Below are 18,439 nucleotides of genomic sequence, written 5' to 3'. Positions count from 1 at the left end.
TTAATCCATGAACGGACAATGAAGAACGAAGCCGTGAATTATAATTTTCTAACCGTGAAACATGAATTAATGTAGCGCAATCGCATTTCAATAAATAGTTTATTGAATATCTCCCTATTAAATAATTAGATAATATTCTGTTTTCATGTATTATAAAACGAATTTCCCATATCCTCTCTGAAGATTAATATTTATCTTTACAAGAGATCAACAATAATGATCTTCAAAACAGAAAAGCGCCCTTTCGAGCGCTTTTCATGGTTCACTCATGCCTTACCGCAAGGCCTGCACCGCTGCAGCAAAGAAATCATTGTCATTGATGGTGTTCTTGCCCGTGGGCTTGGGCAAGGCCCCCCACACCACGATCACCGTGTTTTCGCGCGGGTTCATGTAGACATGCTGGCCAAAAATGCCGCGTGCTTCAAAGGCGCCTTCGTTGGGCGTGCCCTGGGACTTGGGAATGGGCCACAGCATGTAGCCGTAGTCCACCGGCTTGCCATCCACCATCTTGGGGCTGCCTGCATCGGCCACCCAGCCCGGAGGCAACAATTGCTCGTTGCCCACTTTGCCGCCCCCCATCAGGAACAGGCCAAAACGCCCATAGTCGCGCAGCGTGGCCGACAGGCCGCTGCCCCCCACTTCCAGGCCATTGGGAGATTCCAGCCACCAGGTGGCGTCGGACTCCATGCCGAACTTGGCCCACACACGCTCGGACAGATACTGCGCCACAGGCTTGCCCACCGCTGCGCGCACCAGGGCGCCGGCCACATGGGTTTCGCCGGTACTGTAGTTCCAGCGCGTGCCGGGGGCCGCTGCGCGGGGCAGCTGGGCCATCAGCTTGAGCACGGCACCGGGCGTCTGGGCGTTCTGCACTTCCAGCATCTTGCGGCGGTCGGAAGCCGGGTCGGTATAGGTTTCGTTCCACTGCACGCCGGAAGCCATTTGCAGCAGATTGCGCACCGACACTCCGTCGTAGGCACTGCCCCTGAGTTCAGGCAGGTACCGGGTCACCGGATCGTCGATGCTTTGGATGAATCCGTCTTGAATGGCAATGCCCACCAGCGTTGCGGTGATGGACTTGACCACCGACATGGACATCCAGCGGGTTTGATCGCTGTTGCCCAGCTCATAGTCTTCGAAGGCAATCTTGCCGTTCTTGATCACCAGCAAGCCGCTGACGCGGTTGATCGACACATAATCGTACAGGTCATAATTCTTGCCATTGGATGCAAAGCTGAAATTCTTCAGCTGCACATCGGATTTTGGCAGCGGATAAACCGTCTTCCCCTTGTGGATGGTGCGGGTCGAAAACAACCGGTCGATATTGCGGAAGGTGTTGGCCTGCACATCCGGCAGCAGCGCACCGTCGTACACCTGCTGTACGGTACCGATACGTTCCTTGCTGTGCACATTGGGCAGGCCGTCGGCCATGGCAGCTGTACAGAAACTGGAAATCAAGGCCAGAGAGACGGCATTCAGGGGGTGGCGCAAAAGCATGGTGATTTGTCTCCAATCCGATTATTTTTGAATGAATATGTCTGCGCATATTCACTATAAATCGTAGCACCAGGCTGGTGCAGCACATTATCTGTTGTGCGACGGCTTTGTCTTGCTGGTGACAGATGCGGCTGGAAATCGGGAAATGCGCCACGCAGAGGTTTTGCCATGCCCAGCCCTGGAGATTGGGGCACCAAGAAGCTGAGCGACACAGCCGCTCCAGCACGGTCTGCAGCACTGCTAGGCGCAGGAACAACCACTGTCATGTGCTGCTGCGGAGATGGCAGCAAACCAATGCCTGCAAAGTTTTTCATTCAAGAGGGCTCAACGGTGACTTGCCCGGCGACGTCTCCACAGCCGCGGCATCCGCAGGCAAGTCATCGCGCTGTGAATTCCATGATGTTGGAATTTATTTCTTGCATAATGGACGTATGGACATCGACACCCTTCTCGCTGCCCGTGTGCGTGGCTTGCGCAAAGCACGGGGCGCCACACTGGACCTGTTGTCACAACGCAGCGGCGTGAGCCGTTCCATGATCTCGCTGATCGAGCGCGGCGAAACCAGTCCCACGGCAGCAGTGCTGAGCAAGCTGGCCTCTGCACTGGATGTGCCGCTGGCTACGCTGTTCGATGCCCTGCCCGCCGAGGCCACTCCCTTACCGCTGGCCCGCCATGCCGACCAGGCTTGCTGGACCGACCCTGGCAGCGGCTACCAACGCCGCCACCTCACGCCGCCCGGCCTGGAGGCGCCGCTGGAACTGGTGGAAGTGACCTTTCCTGCCAGCCAGAGCGTGACCTTTGACAACGCCACACATCTGCCCGCGCACCTTGCGCCCCATCAGCAACTGTGGCTGCTGGAAGGCCGCATGACACTGACCGTGGGCCCCCAGACCTGGGCACTGGCGGCCGGCGACTGCCTGGCCATGGTGGTCAACCAGCCCATCGTCTTTGCCAACCCCGGCGACCGCCCTGCCCGCTATGTGCTGGCCTTGACGGTGGCATCTCCTTCTTTCACGGCAGCCCCGGCTGCCAGGACCTTGCGATGAACGATCTGCACCTGGTGCCCTGCACCCCCGAACGCCACGCTGGCGCGATTCTGGATATTTTCAACCACGCCATTGCCACTTCCACTGCGCTGTATGACTACCACCCGCGCCCACCCGAGCAAATGGCGGCCTGGTTTGCCAGCAAGCACACCGGCAACCTGCCTGTGCTGGGTCTGGAAGACGCTGCCGGAACCCTGCTGGGCTTCGCCAGCTACGGGCCGTTTCGCCCGCAACCGGCCTACAAATACACCATGGAACATTCGGTCTACGTACACCACACCCAGCGCGGGCGCGGCCTGGGCCGGCAACTGATGCACGCGCTGATCGCCGAGGCGCGCGCGCGCGGCAATGTGCATGCACTGGTTGGCGCCATCGACGCCGCCAATACCGGTAGCCGTGCGCTGCATGAAAAGCTGGGTTTTGCCCTGGTGGGCAGCCTGCCACAGGTGGCTTTCAAATTTGGCGGCTGGTTGGATCTGGTGTTCTACCAGCTGCTGCTGGAAACACCGCTGCAGCCGGTGGATGGCTAATTCACCTGGTGCACAGAGGTCTGCTGCTGATAGCGGCCTATCCATCCGCCATGGAGATGGCTGCAGCGGCACAAGATGCGATCGCCACGAGCGCTTCTTCACCAGAATTGCGGCGAATCGATCTCCCTGAATCCGCGATTTCGTTGAGTTGGGCGAGCACCTAGGTGCCATGCCGCTAGCGGAACAGCGGAGACTAGCATGAAGCCAGTGCTTCAGACAACTTGCCAGAAAAGGGCTGTGGCAACCACCACAGCCCTTTATGTGGCGCTTTGCGCCTCTAAGTCCTACTGGGTGATTGGCTTGATTTCCCCATTCGCCTGCACTTCAAAAACCACCACAGCACAGCCTTGCTGGTTCACGATGGAAGCCACTTCGTAATCTTTACCCGCTTCTGGCTGGAAGGAGAATTCCTTGCTGCTGCAGCGGGGGCTGTAGGAAACAGCCTGCCCGCTTGGGCTGAAGTTGGCCATACCAATCAAATTGCTTTGAATTCGCAGGGCACTGGTGCTGGGCACGGCAAACTCCTTGTAAAAAGCTTTGGTCAGAATTCCATTTTGATCCCCCACATTGTTGCTGATCCGGGTGGATGGAATCCCAATGCTTTGACTTTTGGCGGTGCCAACAAAAGAGCTAAAAGCATCCCCCATGCTGCCGCCCACATTGACTTTGGTTTCTTGGCCATTGTGGCTATAGCGCATCAGCGTTGGCTTTCCATTTTGACCATAGAGGCGAATGCGGGATTGCTCTTTGGGGTTGTAGTCGGTTTGATTGACAAGAGGAGGATTGCTGGCGCAAGCACTTAAAAGTGCAGCGAGGAAACAAGGAAATATTATATTCTTCATAAATTTATATAAGTTATCTGTAGCTATTAAACACAGAATTACGTCCCCACGGAACGTCATTTCCTAAAAAAATATTTTCTATATCTCCAATAAAATCAGAGCACAAATCTTTTCCTAAATCATTTATATGATATCTGGAAAGCAAAAATTTAGATTTTTCCGTTGCATATAAAAGAGGAGCCAACCAGTACTCAGCTCCATTTTCATTGAAATCTTCAAAATCAAATGGATCATGTTGCGCCAGTTTCTTGACAAAACAATTAAAGTCACCAAAATTCATTGCTTTCATCCAACCCGAGTCGATATGCAGAAGGTTAGATTTCAAGCATCTATAAATCAACTCGACACTAGACACCCATATATTATTTGAATTATCTGGTCTTCTATCGGAACGACCGCCTAAAAACAAATCTGGGCAGTATCCATCTAAACTCGTCAAATACAATGTATCTTGAAGAGAGCGTGCTATATTTCTCGAAATCAAGGCTTTATTCTGCATGATAATATATTCCATACTTTAGCACTAGTGCATCAATTTCGATTGAATAAGCAGGATGCATAGCACGAAAATTTTCTAGTGTGCGGCGTACATGATGCTTGACTATCGCCTCTTCATAAAATCCAACTCCCGACTCAAGATAGCTGATAGATTCATCAATCCATACACGATAAATTGCTCTACCCATCGAATCACATAGCGCATCCCCCGTATCTAATTGAACATTAGTAATTTCCCAACCTGGATCTCCTCCTGCATAGCGCTTCTCAATTGCAGGAAAAATTCGGCTCAACCAATAATCTAAAGGCAAGTGGTCTACAATTAAAAACCTTAAGCACCATAGTAACGGTTCAATGTTATTTCCATCGCATTCACAATCTATTGAAACATATCCACTCCAATGACGAACAGTCATTTTTTTACTCCTGCTGTTCTATGGCTGATGGGATAGACTGTATATACATAAATCTGTACAGGATTATTGAATACTACAACGAGCTCACTTCATATAACGGTTTGTGTACCGAACTAAAAATAGAATAAAAACCGAAATAGATATGCCTGAATTTTAATTACACTTTCTATTTTTACTAATTTTCCTCTGAAATTCTATTTTTACTTCATGATGCACGAAAGAGATTATTTACAACACAAGAAGATATTTTGACTTAAATCAAATCTGACTACAATTTAATGATCATTCCAATTAAATTTTATATTTTGATAAATTTTCTTTATAAAGCATCCCATGCAGCTGCTACTGCATAGGCCGAATAAGAATCTTGGCGTGGATTTTAAAAACCATGCTCAAGCATGAAAAATACAGAAACGCCATGTCTTGGAAGTGAAAAACCTATTCACTTTGCATGGAGGAATTCAGAAATAAAAAATGGCTCTCCAGAGCCATTCATCCCGTAAAGCCTGTGGTGCAACTTTTCGGGTTGCACTCAGAACACAGCTGCTGCTCAGCGGTAGAAGCCGGAAGGCGTGACCCCAAAGTGCCGGCGGAACATGGCGGTGAATGCACTGGGGCTGGCGTAGCCGCAGTCCAGCGCGATGTCGATCACTTTGTCCCCGCAAGCGATACGACGCAGTGCGTGCAGCAACCGGGCCTGTTCACGCCATTGGGCAAAGGTCATGCCGGTTTCCTGTGCAAAAAGACGGTGCAAGGTGCGCTCTGCCACCTGGATGCTGGCGGCCCATTGCGCGGCACTGCCGGCATCGGCCGGGTGCGCCATCAATGCAGTGCAGATGCGGTGCAGCCGTGTGTCCTGCGGCAGCGGCAGATGCAGGGGCAAGGTGGGCGAGACCTGTATCTCGTCGATCAGCAACTCCAGTACACGGGCATGGCGTGCCGACAGCACAGCGCCGGGGGCGATGCGTACCGCTTCCACCAGCAGCTCGCGCAGCAGCGGCGACACATTGATGGCGCAGCTTTGCGCAGGCATGGCGGATACCTGATCCACATTGATGTAGGCCGTGCGCATGACCACATCACCGGACATGGTGACGCAGTGGCGCAGGCCTGTGAGCATCCACAGCGCCCGGTTGGGCGGAATGACCCAGGAGCCAGCATCGGTGTGGATGACCATCACGCCTTCAGTGGCGTACAGCAGTTGCCCACGGGGATGGCTGTGCCAGCCTGTGGACATGCCGTGGCGCCAGCGGCTTTCCATGGCCACCACCGGATGGGGCAGTTGGTCATAGGCGAGGTAGTGGTGCGATGGATCTGCGCTCATGGCAGAAACTCTACAGAAGTTGGCAGATAAGCGTGCGACAGCCACGCTGTAGCGCACTACGCTGGCGGTTCCGTGGGTTGCCATGCCGGCAGACACGGTTTTTGGAACCCCGGGCCGTGCGGGCCAAGCCATCCTGGCCCCCGCATGTCCCAAGCTGTTTGCGCCATGACTCTCCCTTCCGCCACCCTTGCCGAATCGCCCCAGGCACACCCTGCCTCTGCCGCCGCCCCTCGCCCGCAGGGCTTCCTGCTGCCCATCGTAGGCGGCGCCGCACTGGCCCATTTGCTCAACGACCTGATCCAGGCCATGCTGCCGGCTATCTTCCCGCTGCTCAAGACCAGTTTTGCGCTGAGCTTCGGACAGATCGGCCTGATCGCCCTGGTCTACCAGGTCACCGCCTCGTTGCTGCAACCCTGGATCGGCCTGTATACCGACAAGCACCCCCAGCCCTATTTGCTGCCCTGCGGCATGGTGATGACATTGATCGGCATTGCCCTGCTGGCTACTGCAGGCAGCTACACCATGCTGCTGACGGCCGCCGCTGTGGTGGGTGTGGGGTCGGCCACTTTTCACCCCGAGGCCTCGCGCATTGCGCGGCTGGCCTCTGGCGGGCGCTTTGGTACAGCGCAGTCCACTTTCCAGGTGGGGGGCAACACTGGCTCAGCCATAGGCCCGCTGCTGACCGCAGCCATTGTCATCCCCTACGGTCAGGGTGCGGTGGCCTGGTTCATGCTGGTGGCACTGGCAGCCATCTATGTGCTGTACCGCCTCACCCGCTGGGTGCTGCAGCACGGCACGGCTACTGCCAAGGGCCTGGCCAGGCAAGGTGCCCAGCAGGGCCTGGGCCGTGCCGCCGTGGTGCGCGCCATGGTGGTGATCTGCCTGCTGATGTTTGCCAAGTTCGTCTACATCGCCGCCTTTACCAACTATTTCACTTTCTATCTGATGGAGCGTTTTGGACTGAGCGTGCAGCACAGCCAGCTCTATCTGTTTGTCTTTCTGGCGGCCGTGGCTGCTGGCACCTTCGCTGGCGGCCCGGTAGGTGACCGCATCGGCCGCAAGGCAGTGATCTGGATTTCGTTCCTGGGTGTGGCACCGTTTGCGCTGGCCCTGCCCCATGTGGGACTGGTGTGGACTGCGGTGCTGGCCATTCTGATCGGCCTGGTGATGTCATCCGCCTTTGCGGCACTGGTGGTCTATGCGCAGGAAGCGGTGCCCGGTCGCGTGGGCATGGTCTCGGGCCTGATGTTCGGGCTGATGTTTGGCATCAGCGGCATCGGCGCTGCTGGCCTGGGCGAGTTGGCCGACACGCATGGCATTGTCTGGGTCTATGGCCTGGTGTCGTTTTTGCCGCTGCTGGGCCTGGCTACGGCATTGCTGCCGGATACGCGCAAGGCCAAGTGCTGAGCGCTGCAACTGCACACGGAAGCCACAAGAGCGGCTCCAAGCCCTGCGCAGTGCTGGAGCAGCTCTTTTGTACGCAACCAGGTAACAATCACATACTGGTCGGTGCCGCCATTTCCTCCCAGGCATGTATGGCCTCGGCGGCATACATCAGCGCCGGCCCTCCACCCATGTAGACAGCGACAGCCAGCATTTCATCCAGTTCCTGGCGTGTGGCTCCCAATTTTTGCAGAGCCTTGATGTGAAAGCCGATACATCCCGAGCAACGCTGTGTCACCCCAATGGCGAGTGCGATCAGCTCTTTGTGCTTGGCGCTGACAGCGCCTTCAGCCATGCTGGCCTGTGCCAGTTGGGCGAAGCCTTGTATGGCCGCACTTTGCGAGCTGCGAAACGGCTTGAGGGCAGTGTTGATGTCGCGGATCAGGCTTTGGTGGGCAAAACTGCTCATGAAAATGCTCCTAGTGGATGAAGAAACCGGCCATGCGGCAGCGCTGCCTGGGGCATGCAGGCCAGGCTGGTGCGGAGGGAAGTCAGGAAAGCGGCACGCGTTGGCTGATTGCTGGCATCCAGTCTTCAGCCACTTGTCCATTCATACATTGGCGCAAGTTCAACTGTCTGCACCGGGGACATGCCCCAGGCCCGGAGGCAGCGGCTGGCCTGCCCCCGCACCCAGCGCATTGACAGGCAGCTGAATGTAGATGCGCCCATCGTCCTGTGCGGGCGGCAGCTTGCCGGCACGCACGTTCACCTGCACCGAAGGCAGGATCAGCGTGGGCATGGCCAGTGTGGCGTCGCGTGCCTGGCGCATCTGCACAAAGTCGGCCTCGCGCACACCGTCGTGCACATGGATGTTGCTGCGGCGCTGATCTGCCACCGTGCACTCCCAGGCCGGCTCCCGACCTGCAGGCGGGTAGTCATGGCACATGAACAAGCGCGTATCGCCAGGTAAAGCCAGCAACTGGTGGATGGAGCGGTACAGCTGGGCCGCATCGCCGCCAGGAAAGTCGGCCCTTGCAGTGCCCACGTCCGGCATGAACAATGTGTCCCCCACAAATACGGCGCCGGCCTCTCCCGGACCATCCTGTACCTGGTAAGCCATGTCTGCCGGCGTATGGCCGGGCACCCACAACGCGGTGACGGGCAGTTTGCCCACCTGAAAGACTTCGCCGGCAGCAAAGAGGTGGTCAAACTGTCGGCCATCGGGCACAAAGCCAGGCTCGAAGTGGAACACGCTGCGGAACACCCGTTGCACCTCGCGGATCCGTTCGCCCATGGCCACTTGGCCGCCCAGTTGGTGGCGCAGGTACTGCGCAGCCGAGAGGTGGTCTGCATGCGCGTGGGTTTCCAGAATCCATTGCAGTTGCCAGCCCTGGGCACGCAGGTAAGCCGCGATGCGGTCGGCCGAGGTGGTGGACAGCTGACCGGACTTGGGCTCGAGGTCCAGCACGGCGTCAATCACCGCCGCCTGGCGGGCCTGGGTGTCTGCCAGCACATAGCTGACGGTTCCCGTGGCCGGGTCATAAAAGCCTTGGATATGCATGCGTTCAGCGGTCATGGGCATCTCTGGGTTGGCTTGTTGAGCGACGTCCTGTGCGCGCACTGCATGCAGGCATGGTGCAGATCCGCAGCATTGATCTCAGGGGGCGCTTGATTAATTTACTTTTTAATATAATATACAAAAACAGATTGTTTGGCGATACCCATGGGACAGTCTTGATGTCACGTCATGGCCTGCGCCAAGCTGTTTTTTAGCCCGTCCCTGAAAGGAAAAGAAATGAAGTGCAACGTAGGCGGCCTGGACCGCATTCTTCGCATTGCCATTGGCCTGGTGCTGATTGCTCTCGCTGCCACGGGTACAGTGGGCTGGTGGGGCTGGCTGGGCGTGCTGCCCCTATTGACTGGCATCTTCCGCTTCTGCCCGGCGTATCCGCTGCTGGGCATCAGCAGTTGCAAGCGGTGAGCATGGGCGCCGTGTACCTCATCGCCCTTCGGCACTGCGGATGCATGGCCCGGCTGTGCATGGAGGGGACACCAAATTGCAGCTCCCTTCAGAAGGAAATCGGGCCGGGTTGAGCGCTTTGCTCCACGATCCTGGGAACAGGACGTTGCGAATGCTGGAGGTTCGCGCAAGTAGCGCGCAGTCCACGCAGCTGCCGCGTGCCGGCGCAGAATTTCTCGGCAACAGGCGCGCTGGGCGCGCCAGTGCGAACGGGCTCCCGCAGGCAAGCAGCAACAAAGGCGATCCGGTGAAAGATTCTTGCGGGGTTGCCCGGCAACGCGGCATCACTCAGCACACATCAGCGATGTCAATCCCCCTCTGTGGTTCATTTCAATTTACTTTTTTATATAGTATTAATGCACCACATTTCCCCCACCCCCTATGCCCCTGAACGAAGCACCCTTCTCCCCTGCAGCACCTGAGGTAACTGCTGCCGCAACGCTGGATCAGGAAGCGCTGCGCGCCCATGCTGATGAGGCTGTTGCCATGCTCAAGGTGCTGGGCAACGTGGACCGCCTGATGCTGCTGTGTCAGTTGTCACAGCAGGAACGCACGGTGGGCGAACTGGAACAACTGACGGGCATCAACCAGCCCACGCTGTCCCAACAGCTGGGTGTGCTTCGCCGCGAAGGTCTGGTCAGCACCCGGCGCGAAGGGAAGTTCATCTGGTACCAACTGGCCGATGACCGCGCGCTGGCGCTGATGCAAGCCATTCACCAACTTTTCTGTGTCCCTGGAGAACAGGCATGACGATTTTGTGGAACGCCTTCACGCCTGAAGCCTCACTGACCGGAGGTCTGCTGATTGGTCTGGCCGCCGGGTTGATGGTGGTGTTACTGGGCCGCATTGCCGGTATCAGCGGCATCTTGGGCGGCTTGTTGCAACGCAGTACCTGGCAGCAAGCCAGCAACTGGGGCTGGCGCCTGGCTTTTGTGCTGGGCCTGATCGGCTCACCGCTGGTGTGGCAGTGGTTTGCCCCCCTCCCCGCCATGGAACTGCCACGCAACCCGGTGCTGATCGTGCTGGCCGGTCTCCTGGTGGGTTTTGGCACGCGCCTGGGATCGGGCTGCACCAGCGGCCATGGCGTGTGTGGGCTGTCCCGCCTGTCACAGCGCTCACTGGCCGCCACGCTGACCTTCATGGCCACCGGTGCGCTGGCGGTATTTGTGCTGCGGCATGTACTCCACATCGCCTGAAAGACTGCTATGCCATCACTGCAACCGCAACCTGCCATGAGAAACATCATCAGTTATCTGGTAGCCCTGGGCGCAGGCCTGGTGTTTGGCCTGGGACTGATCCTGTCAGGCATGGGCAATCCAGCCAAGGTTCAGAACTTTCTGGACTTTTTCGGCACCTGGGATCCATCGCTGGCCCTTGTCATGGGCGGCGCCATTGTCGTAGGCCTGGTGGCATTCACTTGGGCCAAGCACCGCAAGACCAGCCTGCTGGGCGAGCCGATGCAGTTGCCTACAGCCTCGGTCGTGGACCGTCGCCTGCTGACTGGAGCGGTCCTGTTTGGCGCCGGCTGGGGGCTGGCGGGTTTTTGCCCTGGCCCCGCCGTTATGAACCTGGCCACGCTGCGGTCCGAAGTTTGGCTGTTTGTAGCCGCCATGCTGGTCGGCATGCTGCTGCAACATGGGTGGGCAGCACGGCGCTGAACGCCCGCAAGGGCTTGCAGACGACGGCGTAGCCATCTCTCGATACGCGGCGGCGGTCAAGGAGGCTCTTGCTTTCAGAATTTGTCCTGAAATTGGGTCATAGCTCATGCGTGCTGTGAGCTGAGCGCTCCTAAAATGGATGAATGCAGCCCAGCGATTTTTCCCGAGCCTTTGACGCGCCAACCGGTGATGCGCTGTTTCAGCACTGGCTGTCAGCCTGCAGCGCCGACCCCTGGGCACCGTTGAGCGAAACGGCTGCCACGCCCTACCGCTTTATCTGGGGCGCATGGCTCAAACTGCTGGCAGCATCAGCCGTTGCTACACGGCCAGTTGAAGGCAAGACGCTCCAACCCTGGCAGCAGGCCCAGGCTGTGCAGATACTACAGTTTCTGAACCAGTCCACGCGCAGCCAGAAGCAACTGGATCTGCCCAGCGACATCACCCGCCGCCGATATTGGCGTGTTCTGGAGCGCATTTACGATCACGCGCTGCTGCACGGTTGGGTCAACCACAACCCGCTGGATGCCGTGTCCGAACTGGACCGACCTCCCAGCGAAGATCCGCAGGGAGCGATCCTGAGCCCGCGGACATGGCGTGCATTGCTGCACCAGATTCCTGCTGCCACCGATCTGATTTCCGCCCGTGACCGCGCGGTGTTGCTGGTGCTGGTACACCTTGGACTGTCGTCCGAAGAGGTACGCGCCCTAGTGCTGGAGGATTTGCTGTGGGAGGAAGCTTCTGCCAAAGCAGGCGCTACTTTGGCCCAGCCTGCCAACCATGCGGACAAAGGAGCTGCCAAGGCTTCTCCCGCCCGCATTCACGGTCTGCGCATCACCGGACTGCGCGCCATGCAATCCCGCACGCTCGAGGTTCCACCACAGCTGGACGAAGCCTTGCGGGTCTGGCTGGGCTACCGGGCAGGCTACGCACCGATGGCGCAGCAACCTGCCCTGTTTTGTACGCGCAAGGCGCCTGCGCTTTCCACCCACACCGTGCTTCATCTGGTCAGCAAGACCTTGAAGGCTGCCAGTGCCAGCTCCTCCCAGGAGCTGCCGCCTCGCATGGGGCCCCAGGTGATCCGCAACACCGTCATCGTGCAGTGGCTGCAATCCGGCCTGCCCCAGGTGGAGGTGCTGCAACGTGCCGGATTGAAGACCCCCCATGCTCTAGGCCACCTGCAGCAGTTTGTGAACGTGGAATGAGGTTCAGTGGGTTTAGAGTGCCTTGATATATTTCATGTAAGCTGTATTCAAAGACAAAGAAGAAAGAACCCAGGAACGAAGAGTTCGCAGCATGCGAGCCTCAGCACAAGCCATCGAAGATGCAAGCTGTGTTGATCAACCAGGTTGCCAACTGCCCTCACTACTTCGCATTGCAGGCCTGATGGGCACGTGCGCATGCAAAAGCCCCGCATGCGCTGTACGCTCAGCAGGGCCTCTCGCAATGACCTGGCGCGGCAGCCACCTTTCACCTCTACGGCCATTTCCATGCCGTGGGCAGTACGACTGGATTCGGGCCGCCCTGCTTGCTACGGAGTGGGCAACACCGCTGCCAGGTGCTCAGCGGCGTGCCAAAGCGCTTTTGGCTGGGCCATAGCCCTGGTCTGCGGCGCGCTGCAGCCAGCGCTGGGCCTGCTTGGCATTCTTCTTGACCCCCACTCCGTCGCGGTACATGGTTCCCAGGGCATATTGGGCTGGGGCATCCTCCTGCTCGGCGGCCAGGCGGTACCACTTCAGGGCCTGGGCCAGACTCTTGGTCACGCCCTCACCGTTTTCGTGCATGGTGCCCAGGTTGTACTGGGCCTTGGCATATCCCTGGTTGGCCGCCAAAGTGAACCATTTCACCGCCTCGGCGTAATTGGGCTGTTCAAAGCCTTTGCCCAGATACTGGAAGACACCAATGTTGTACTGCGCCAGCTTGTTGCCCCGCACAGCGGAGTTCAGGTTCTCCACGTATTCCATGGACTGGACCATCTCACCGGAGCTGGGTGATGCGGCAGAAATTTCCGCCAGCCGCTTCGCGGCCGCAGTGTGCTTGTATTTGACTGCCTGGGTGTAATAGGCCACCGCTTCTTTTTCGTTACGGTACTCGCCTTCTCCTTGCTCGAACAGTCGGCCTAGTTCAAAGAAGGCCTGACCCGAGCCGCGGATGGCCACATCGTGCAACAGCAGCACGGCGCGCTTGTAATCCGGGGGCACGCCCTGCCCTTCAAAGTAGATCTTGCCCAGAATCAGCTTGGCGTTCTGCGCCCCTTTGTCGGCCAGCGGTGTCAACCACTTCGCGGCTTCGGCATGGTTTTGTTCAACGCCTTCACCCAGGTAGTACATCTCTCCCACCACAAACTGGGCCAGCATGTCGGATTGCTGGGCAGCAGCCATGTTCCATTGGAAAGACTTCTTCAGGTCCTGCGGGATCAGTTCCCCCTTGCGGTACACAAACCCCAGGTTTTTCTGCGCCGTCAGCGAGCCTTGCTGTGCTGCGCGCTGCAGCCAGGCCACTCCGGCAGCGGGATCGCGCGGCACATCCTTGGCCTGCAGATACAGGCTGGCCAGCATGTTCTGTGCATCCACATTGTCGTTGGCAGCGGATTTCTGAATCCAGGCCATGCCTTCCTTCAGGTTCTTCTCCACCCCTCCCACGCCCAGCAGCTTCACCAGGCCCAGCATGTACTGGGCTTGGGCATGGTTTTGCTCAGCCGCCAGACGGAACCAGCGCAATGCTTCCTTGGGGTTGCGCTCTGCGCCTTTGCCATTGAAGTAGATGGAACCCAGCTCAAACTGGGCCACGGGCTGCCCAGCTTCTGCGGCGCTGACCGTCTCGCTGGGCTGGGCCTGTGCCCCCAAGACTGCCGCCAGACAGGCAGATAGCACCCCCACATGGAACCATCGCACACGCATTTCTCGTCCTCACTCCGTCACAAAAAAATTCATTATATGAACCGAAAAGCTTATTCAGACTGCATTTTCAGCTATCAAAATTGATACATAAAGGCCACAATCCGGCAACATCTACCGAGCGTTCATGGGCCAGGCTCTCACAGAGCCGCAGGTGCTTCCACAAAGCCCGGGACGGCAATGGCACGGTTGTGCCCTGCATAGGGAGAACAGCGCTCCCACTCATTGGTCGCTGCGTGCCCACGGCGATACGTGGGGGCTTTGGGTTGTAGGGAAGTCGCCAGCCTCTGAGCTTCAGCCCACGCCTGTACGGAAGCGTTCACCCCTTCCTGCGCCCGGATGGTCTGAATCCTTGCCGGGTCAGCCCTTGCTGCTGTCCCGCATGGCAAAGCCCAATGCCAGCCACAGCACTGCCTATGCCGATGGCTGGCGCAATGCAATGGCTGCACCATCACACGGCGCCTTGGCGCTTGGATCACTGCCAACGACTTCTGGATAAGCATTGGCAGGCGTGCTTATGCTCATTTTTTGCCAAAAAGGATGCGACGTTGAAGCTGACCAAAGCACTGCTGGTTCTTGGATTTGTTCTTCTGGCCAACGGGGCCACGTTCCTTATTGTGGGCTTGAGCAATCAATTGACCGCGTACTGGACGCTGGGACCGACCTTTTGGGCACTGGGCATTGTTCTGATGGCCACTGCAGCATTTCGCAAGCACCAGGCTTACAAAGGCTGATCGGCTTCACCGCTTTATCAACGACCATGCCTGCAGTGACGCGCGAAAGCACACCCCACAGACGGTAGCCTGCACCCCGACGCTGAATGACAGCGCGCAATGCGGAGGAAGGACCACCGCAAGATAACAGCCTGGATCGCAGCCCATATATCAAGCACAAATGCTAGAGCAAGAACCTGAGCGACCTCTACGTTTATCCACCAGCCCGCCCGGCCCACGCCGCGCGGGCATTGTTTTTGCTGCACTGGGAATACCAACCCATACCAGCCAGTCACAGCCATGTAACAAGCCCGCGCCACCGTGGCAACAAGCAAACCCGCCACTGCGGCATCCAATGCGCCATTGCCGCGGCGCAAGCCCAAAGGAGATCCATGCGCAGTCCCAAGAAAGGCCAGCCCCCCATGCGGCTTCAAGACCTTGCCCATACCATCGACTGCATCCAATGCAGCCAAAAGAAACCTGCTTCCGGTGCTCGCCTTTTTCATGCATGCCATGTGTGTGGTGACTGCTCACAGAAGCTGGCCCAGTTGCCCACTGCTCCGCCACGCATGGGCCATTCCGCGCACTGAGCCCGCCTCTCCATCCTCTCCAGCCCCGCCGCCCGTGCGGGGTTTCTTTTTGGAGGCTGGCAAAGACCTGACCAATTTCTCCTCGCTGCTATTACGGGGGGAAGACGTCGATATCCAGCTTGGATCTTGCAGCGAAACGTTTGAGGGGTGACCCCACATATCTCGGATGCGCTCCCCTTCTCGCGCAGTGATCTTGGCGCAGCATTCATATTGCATGGGCATGCCACAGCTCCGCCCCCTGCGCTTTGGCCACTCCCGGGCCAAAGCCTTGCGCATGAAAGTCTGCCTTCCAGTGTGCAAAATAGCGCCCTTGTCCTTGAGACGGGTCTGCGCTGCATACGCAGTTGCGCGGCCCCCTTTTTCAGGCGGTGATGGCCCCCACTGCCCCGGTGCTGCACATGGTTTTTGCAGCACTGCATGCCAGAAATCGGGACTGAGGTGGTTTCCGGGGTGCTACTTCGGTGTTGCCCGGCATCCAGAATTCACAATGAACGCAAACAATACAGATAAAAATCAACAGCTTACATCGCCATGGCGTATGAGTGTGGCTCCCATGCTGGACTGGACAGACCGGCATTGCCGCTACCTGCACCGTTTGCTCAGCCGCAATGCCCTGCTTTACACCGAGATGGTCACCACAGGCGCGCTGCTGCATGGCGATGTGCCGCGCCATCTGCGCTTTCACGAGCAGGAGCATCCGCTCGCCCTGCAGCTGGGTGGCAGCGAACCTGCAGACCTGGCCCAGGCTGCCAAGCTGGGTGCTGAATGGGGCTATGACGAGATCAACCTGAACTGCGGCTGCCCCAGCGAACGTGTGCAGCGCGGGGCCTTTGGCGCCTGTCTGATGCATGAGCCCACGCTGGTGCGCGACTGCGTGAAGGCCATGGTGGACCTTGTGGATGTGCCTGTCACCGTCAAGCACCGCATCGGTATCGACAAGGACGAGAGCTATGGTTTCGTTCGCGACTTCATCGGGACCGTGGCCGAAGGCGGCTGCAATGTCTTCATTGTCCACGCGCGCAATGCCTGGCTCAAAGGTCTGTCGCCCAAGGAAAACCGCGAGATCCCGCCGCTGCGCTATGACGTGGTGGCCCAGCTCAAGCGCGACTTCCCGCAACTGACCATTGCCATCAACGGAGGCATTGCCACCGATGACGCAGTGCAAGAGCAACTGCAGCATGTCGACGGCGTGATGGTGGGGCGCGAGGCCTACCACAACCCCTGGTGGCTCAGTCGCTGGGACGAGCTGTACTTTGGCCGATCCCCCAACACCCTCTCCCACGTGGAAGTGGAAGAAGCCATGGTGCGCTATATGGAGCAGGAAGCCGCCAAGCACGGCACAGGCTGGTATTCCATCGCCCGCCACATGTTGGGATTGCGCCACGGCATGCCCGGCGCCCGCCGCTGGCGCCAGGTGTGGAGCGACCACCGCCTCAAACAGTTGCCCGCCCGCGAAGTGTTTGCTATCGCGAACACCAAGCCCTGACAAGGAAGCTGCTCTAGACCCCAGGCAGTTTTCTGGCAAGCATTTTGTCTCTACCGCGACGGCGTAACGGGGTAATTACGGCCTGACGTCGCTTGAAAGTACTGATATATTGCAGTGCAACATCCATAAAGCGACTGCCCCATGCTCTACCAGCTCTACGAAACCCAGCGGGCCCTTGTCGAGCCGTTTGCCGACTTCGCTCAGGCAACGGCCAAGCTTTACAGCAACCCCATGCTGCCTTTCAGCAAGCTGCCGTACTCGCAGCGCATGGTGGCGGCCTTCGATCTGTTCTATCGCCTTGGCAAAGACTACGAGAAGCCGGAATTCGAGATCCGCTCCGTCAAGGTCAATGGCGTTGACGTGACCATCCGCGAACATGTGGAAATCGACAAGCCGTTCTGCGAGCTGCGCCGCTTCAAACGCTTCTCCGATGACCCCACCACGCTGGATACGCTGCTGGAGCAGCCTGCCGTGCTGATCGTGGCCCCGCTCTCGGGCCACTACGCCACCCTGCTGCGCGACACCGTCAACAGCATGCTGGGCGACCACAAGGTCTTCATCACCGACTGGAAGAATGCCCGCCTGGTGCCGCTTTCCGAAGGTGAGTTCCACCTGGACGACTACGTCAACTATGTGCAGGAATTCATCCGCCACCTGCAGGGCAAGTACGGGCACTGCCATGTGGTTAGCGTCTGCCAGCCCACCGTGCCCGTGCTGGCGGCCGTGTCGCTGATGGCCAGCCGCGGCGAAACCACGCCACTGACCATGACCATGATGGGCGGCCCCATCGATGCGCGCCGCTCGCCCACGTCGGTGAACAACCTGGCCACGCAGCGCAGCTTCGAGTGGTTCGAGAACAATGTGATCTACCGCGTTCCCGACAACTACCCGGGGGCCGGACGCCGTGTCTACCCCGGCTTCCTGCAGTACGCTGGTTTTGTGGCGATGAACCCCGACCGCCACGCCACCAGCCACTATGACTACTTCAAGGACCTGATCAAGGGCGACGACGCCAGTGTGGAACACCACCGCAAGTTCTATGACGAGTACAACGCCGTGCTCGACATGGATGCGGACTACTACCTGGAAACCATTGCCACCGTGTTCCAGGACTTCAAGCTGGTCAACGGTACCTGGGATGTGGTCAACCCCGCAGGGGAAACCGAGCGCGTGCGCCCGCAGGACATCCGCGGCACCGCCCTGCTGACGGTGGAAGGCGAGCTGGACGACATCTCCGGCTCTGGCCAGACCCGTGCGGCACACGACCTGTGCACGCAAATTCCTGCAGACCAGCGCAAGCACCTGGAAGTGCCTGGCGCCGGCCACTACGGTATCTTCAGCGGCCGCCGCTGGCGCGAAACCGTCTACCCGACACTGCGCGATTTCGTGCTGCAGCACCAGGCCGGCACGCCAACCACCAAGACCGCGCTGGCCGCCGGTCCGGCTCGCACCAAGGCCGAATCTCCGGAAGCCCCCGCAGCGCTGAACGTCACCGCCACGCCTGTACACAGCAAACGCCGCAGCCGCCGATAATACCGGCCC

At 58.4% G+C, this 18,439-nt stretch carries 20 protein-coding genes; 11 read left to right on the top strand and 9 right to left on the bottom strand.

The window, feature by feature from the left end; genetic code table 11:
- Positions 1-273 precede the first annotated feature (273 nt).
- Positions 274-1,497, bottom strand: a complete 1,224-nt coding sequence (locus tag B3349_RS05775; RefSeq protein ID WP_291587197.1) for a serine hydrolase domain-containing protein — start codon at positions 1,495-1,497, stop codon at positions 274-276.
- Positions 1,476-1,811: a hypothetical protein gene (locus tag B3349_RS05770; RefSeq protein WP_291587194.1), complete on the bottom strand. Its 336-nt coding sequence runs from the start codon at positions 1,809-1,811 to the stop codon at positions 1,476-1,478. The genes B3349_RS05775 and B3349_RS05770 overlap by 22 nt, the downstream gene beginning before the upstream one ends.
- Positions 1,812-1,928: 117 nt before the next feature.
- Between B3349_RS05770 and B3349_RS05765 the strand changes: the two genes are divergently transcribed.
- Positions 1,929-2,543, top strand: coding sequence for a helix-turn-helix domain-containing protein (locus tag B3349_RS05765; protein ID WP_291587192.1), 615 nt, complete (start codon positions 1,929-1,931; stop codon positions 2,541-2,543).
- Positions 2,540-3,073, top strand: a complete 534-nt coding sequence (locus B3349_RS05760) for a GNAT family N-acetyltransferase (RefSeq protein ID WP_291587190.1) — start codon at positions 2,540-2,542, stop codon at positions 3,071-3,073. The genes B3349_RS05765 and B3349_RS05760 overlap by 4 nt, the downstream gene beginning before the upstream one ends.
- A 284-nt stretch (positions 3,074-3,357) precedes the next feature.
- Here the strand turns inward: B3349_RS05760 and B3349_RS05755 are convergent, their stop codons facing one another.
- The 4 genes from B3349_RS05755 to B3349_RS05740 all read right to left on the bottom strand — a co-directional run bounded on the left by B3349_RS05755 (position 3,358) and on the right by B3349_RS05740 (position 6,153).
- Positions 3,358-3,915, bottom strand: a complete 558-nt coding sequence (locus tag B3349_RS05755; protein ID WP_291587188.1) for a hypothetical protein — start codon at positions 3,913-3,915, stop codon at positions 3,358-3,360.
- A 13-nt stretch (positions 3,916-3,928) separates the two neighbouring features.
- On the bottom strand, positions 3,929-4,414 hold the full coding sequence (locus B3349_RS05750; protein WP_291587185.1) for a hypothetical protein: 486 nt from the start codon (positions 4,412-4,414) through the stop codon (positions 3,929-3,931).
- Positions 4,404-4,829 carry a hypothetical protein gene (locus tag B3349_RS05745; RefSeq protein ID WP_291587183.1) on the bottom strand — a complete coding sequence of 142 codons (426 nt, stop codon included), beginning with the start codon at positions 4,827-4,829 and terminating at the stop codon, positions 4,404-4,406. The genes B3349_RS05750 and B3349_RS05745 overlap by 11 nt, the downstream gene beginning before the upstream one ends.
- Before the next feature lie 550 nt (positions 4,830-5,379).
- On the bottom strand, positions 5,380-6,153 hold the full coding sequence (locus tag B3349_RS05740) for an AraC family transcriptional regulator (RefSeq protein ID WP_291587181.1): 774 nt from the start codon (positions 6,151-6,153) through the stop codon (positions 5,380-5,382).
- Between the two features lie 165 nt (positions 6,154-6,318).
- Between B3349_RS05740 and B3349_RS05735 the strand changes: the two genes are divergently transcribed.
- Complete coding sequence (locus B3349_RS05735; RefSeq protein WP_349682180.1) at positions 6,319-7,560, top strand: MFS transporter; 1,242 nt, start codon at positions 6,319-6,321, stop codon at positions 7,558-7,560.
- An 88-nt stretch (positions 7,561-7,648) separates the two neighbouring features.
- On the opposite strand, the gene B3349_RS05730 is transcribed toward B3349_RS05735, so the two are convergent.
- Positions 7,649-8,005 (bottom strand): carboxymuconolactone decarboxylase family protein, encoded by a 357-nt coding sequence (locus B3349_RS05730; RefSeq protein WP_280000567.1) that lies wholly within the window; start codon positions 8,003-8,005, stop codon positions 7,649-7,651.
- A gap of 159 nt (positions 8,006-8,164) precedes the next feature.
- The gene (locus tag B3349_RS05725; RefSeq protein ID WP_291587175.1) at positions 8,165-9,112 is read right to left on the bottom strand and encodes an MBL fold metallo-hydrolase; all 948 of its coding nucleotides are present in this window, start codon (positions 9,110-9,112) and stop codon (positions 8,165-8,167) included.
- A 219-nt stretch (positions 9,113-9,331) separates the two neighbouring features.
- Here B3349_RS05725 and B3349_RS05720 point away from each other — a divergent pair, with 219 nt between their 5' ends.
- From B3349_RS05720 to B3349_RS05700, 5 genes are all read left to right on the top strand, one after another.
- Complete coding sequence (locus B3349_RS05720) at positions 9,332-9,517, top strand: YgaP family membrane protein (protein ID WP_291587172.1); 186 nt, start codon at positions 9,332-9,334, stop codon at positions 9,515-9,517.
- A 420-nt stretch (positions 9,518-9,937) separates the two neighbouring features.
- The gene (locus B3349_RS05715; protein ID WP_291587170.1) at positions 9,938-10,306 is read left to right on the top strand and encodes an ArsR/SmtB family transcription factor; all 369 of its coding nucleotides are present in this window, start codon (positions 9,938-9,940) and stop codon (positions 10,304-10,306) included.
- Positions 10,303-10,752 (top strand): YeeE/YedE family protein, encoded by a 450-nt coding sequence (locus B3349_RS05710; RefSeq protein WP_291587168.1) that lies wholly within the window; start codon positions 10,303-10,305, stop codon positions 10,750-10,752. The genes B3349_RS05715 and B3349_RS05710 overlap by 4 nt, the downstream gene beginning before the upstream one ends.
- 36 nt (positions 10,753-10,788) lie before the next feature.
- Positions 10,789-11,214 (top strand): DUF6691 family protein, encoded by a 426-nt coding sequence (locus tag B3349_RS05705; RefSeq protein WP_414646854.1) that lies wholly within the window; start codon positions 10,789-10,791, stop codon positions 11,212-11,214.
- 143 nt (positions 11,215-11,357) lie between these two features.
- Positions 11,358-12,416 carry a site-specific integrase gene (locus B3349_RS05700; RefSeq protein ID WP_291587166.1) on the top strand — a complete coding sequence of 353 codons (1,059 nt, stop codon included), beginning with the start codon at positions 11,358-11,360 and terminating at the stop codon, positions 12,414-12,416.
- A gap of 357 nt (positions 12,417-12,773) precedes the next feature.
- On the opposite strand, the gene B3349_RS05695 is transcribed toward B3349_RS05700, so the two are convergent.
- Positions 12,774-14,111, bottom strand: a complete 1,338-nt coding sequence (locus B3349_RS05695; protein WP_291587164.1) for a tetratricopeptide repeat protein — start codon at positions 14,109-14,111, stop codon at positions 12,774-12,776.
- Between the two features lie 431 nt (positions 14,112-14,542).
- On the opposite strand from B3349_RS05695, the gene B3349_RS05690 reads away from it, so the two are divergent.
- From B3349_RS05690 to B3349_RS05680, 3 genes are all read left to right on the top strand, one after another.
- Positions 14,543-14,842, top strand: coding sequence for a hypothetical protein (locus B3349_RS05690; protein ID WP_291587162.1), 300 nt, complete (start codon positions 14,543-14,545; stop codon positions 14,840-14,842).
- Positions 14,843-15,898: 1,056 nt separating this feature from the next.
- Complete coding sequence (dusA, locus tag B3349_RS05685) at positions 15,899-16,897, top strand: tRNA dihydrouridine(20/20a) synthase DusA (RefSeq protein ID WP_291587160.1); 999 nt, start codon at positions 15,899-15,901, stop codon at positions 16,895-16,897.
- A 141-nt stretch (positions 16,898-17,038) separates the two neighbouring features.
- A complete protein-coding gene (locus B3349_RS05680) occupies positions 17,039-18,430 on the top strand; it encodes a polyhydroxyalkanoate depolymerase (RefSeq protein ID WP_291587158.1) in 1,392 nt (463 codons plus the stop codon).
- Positions 18,431-18,439: the final 9 nt, after the last annotated feature.

It is taken from the genome of Comamonas sp. UBA7528 (genome assembly GCF_002479375.1).
GTDB lineage: Bacteria > Pseudomonadota > Gammaproteobacteria > Burkholderiales > Burkholderiaceae_C > Comamonas.
Note: the sequence above shows the minus strand (reverse complement) of the source record. Positions and strands in the feature narration are given on the sequence as shown.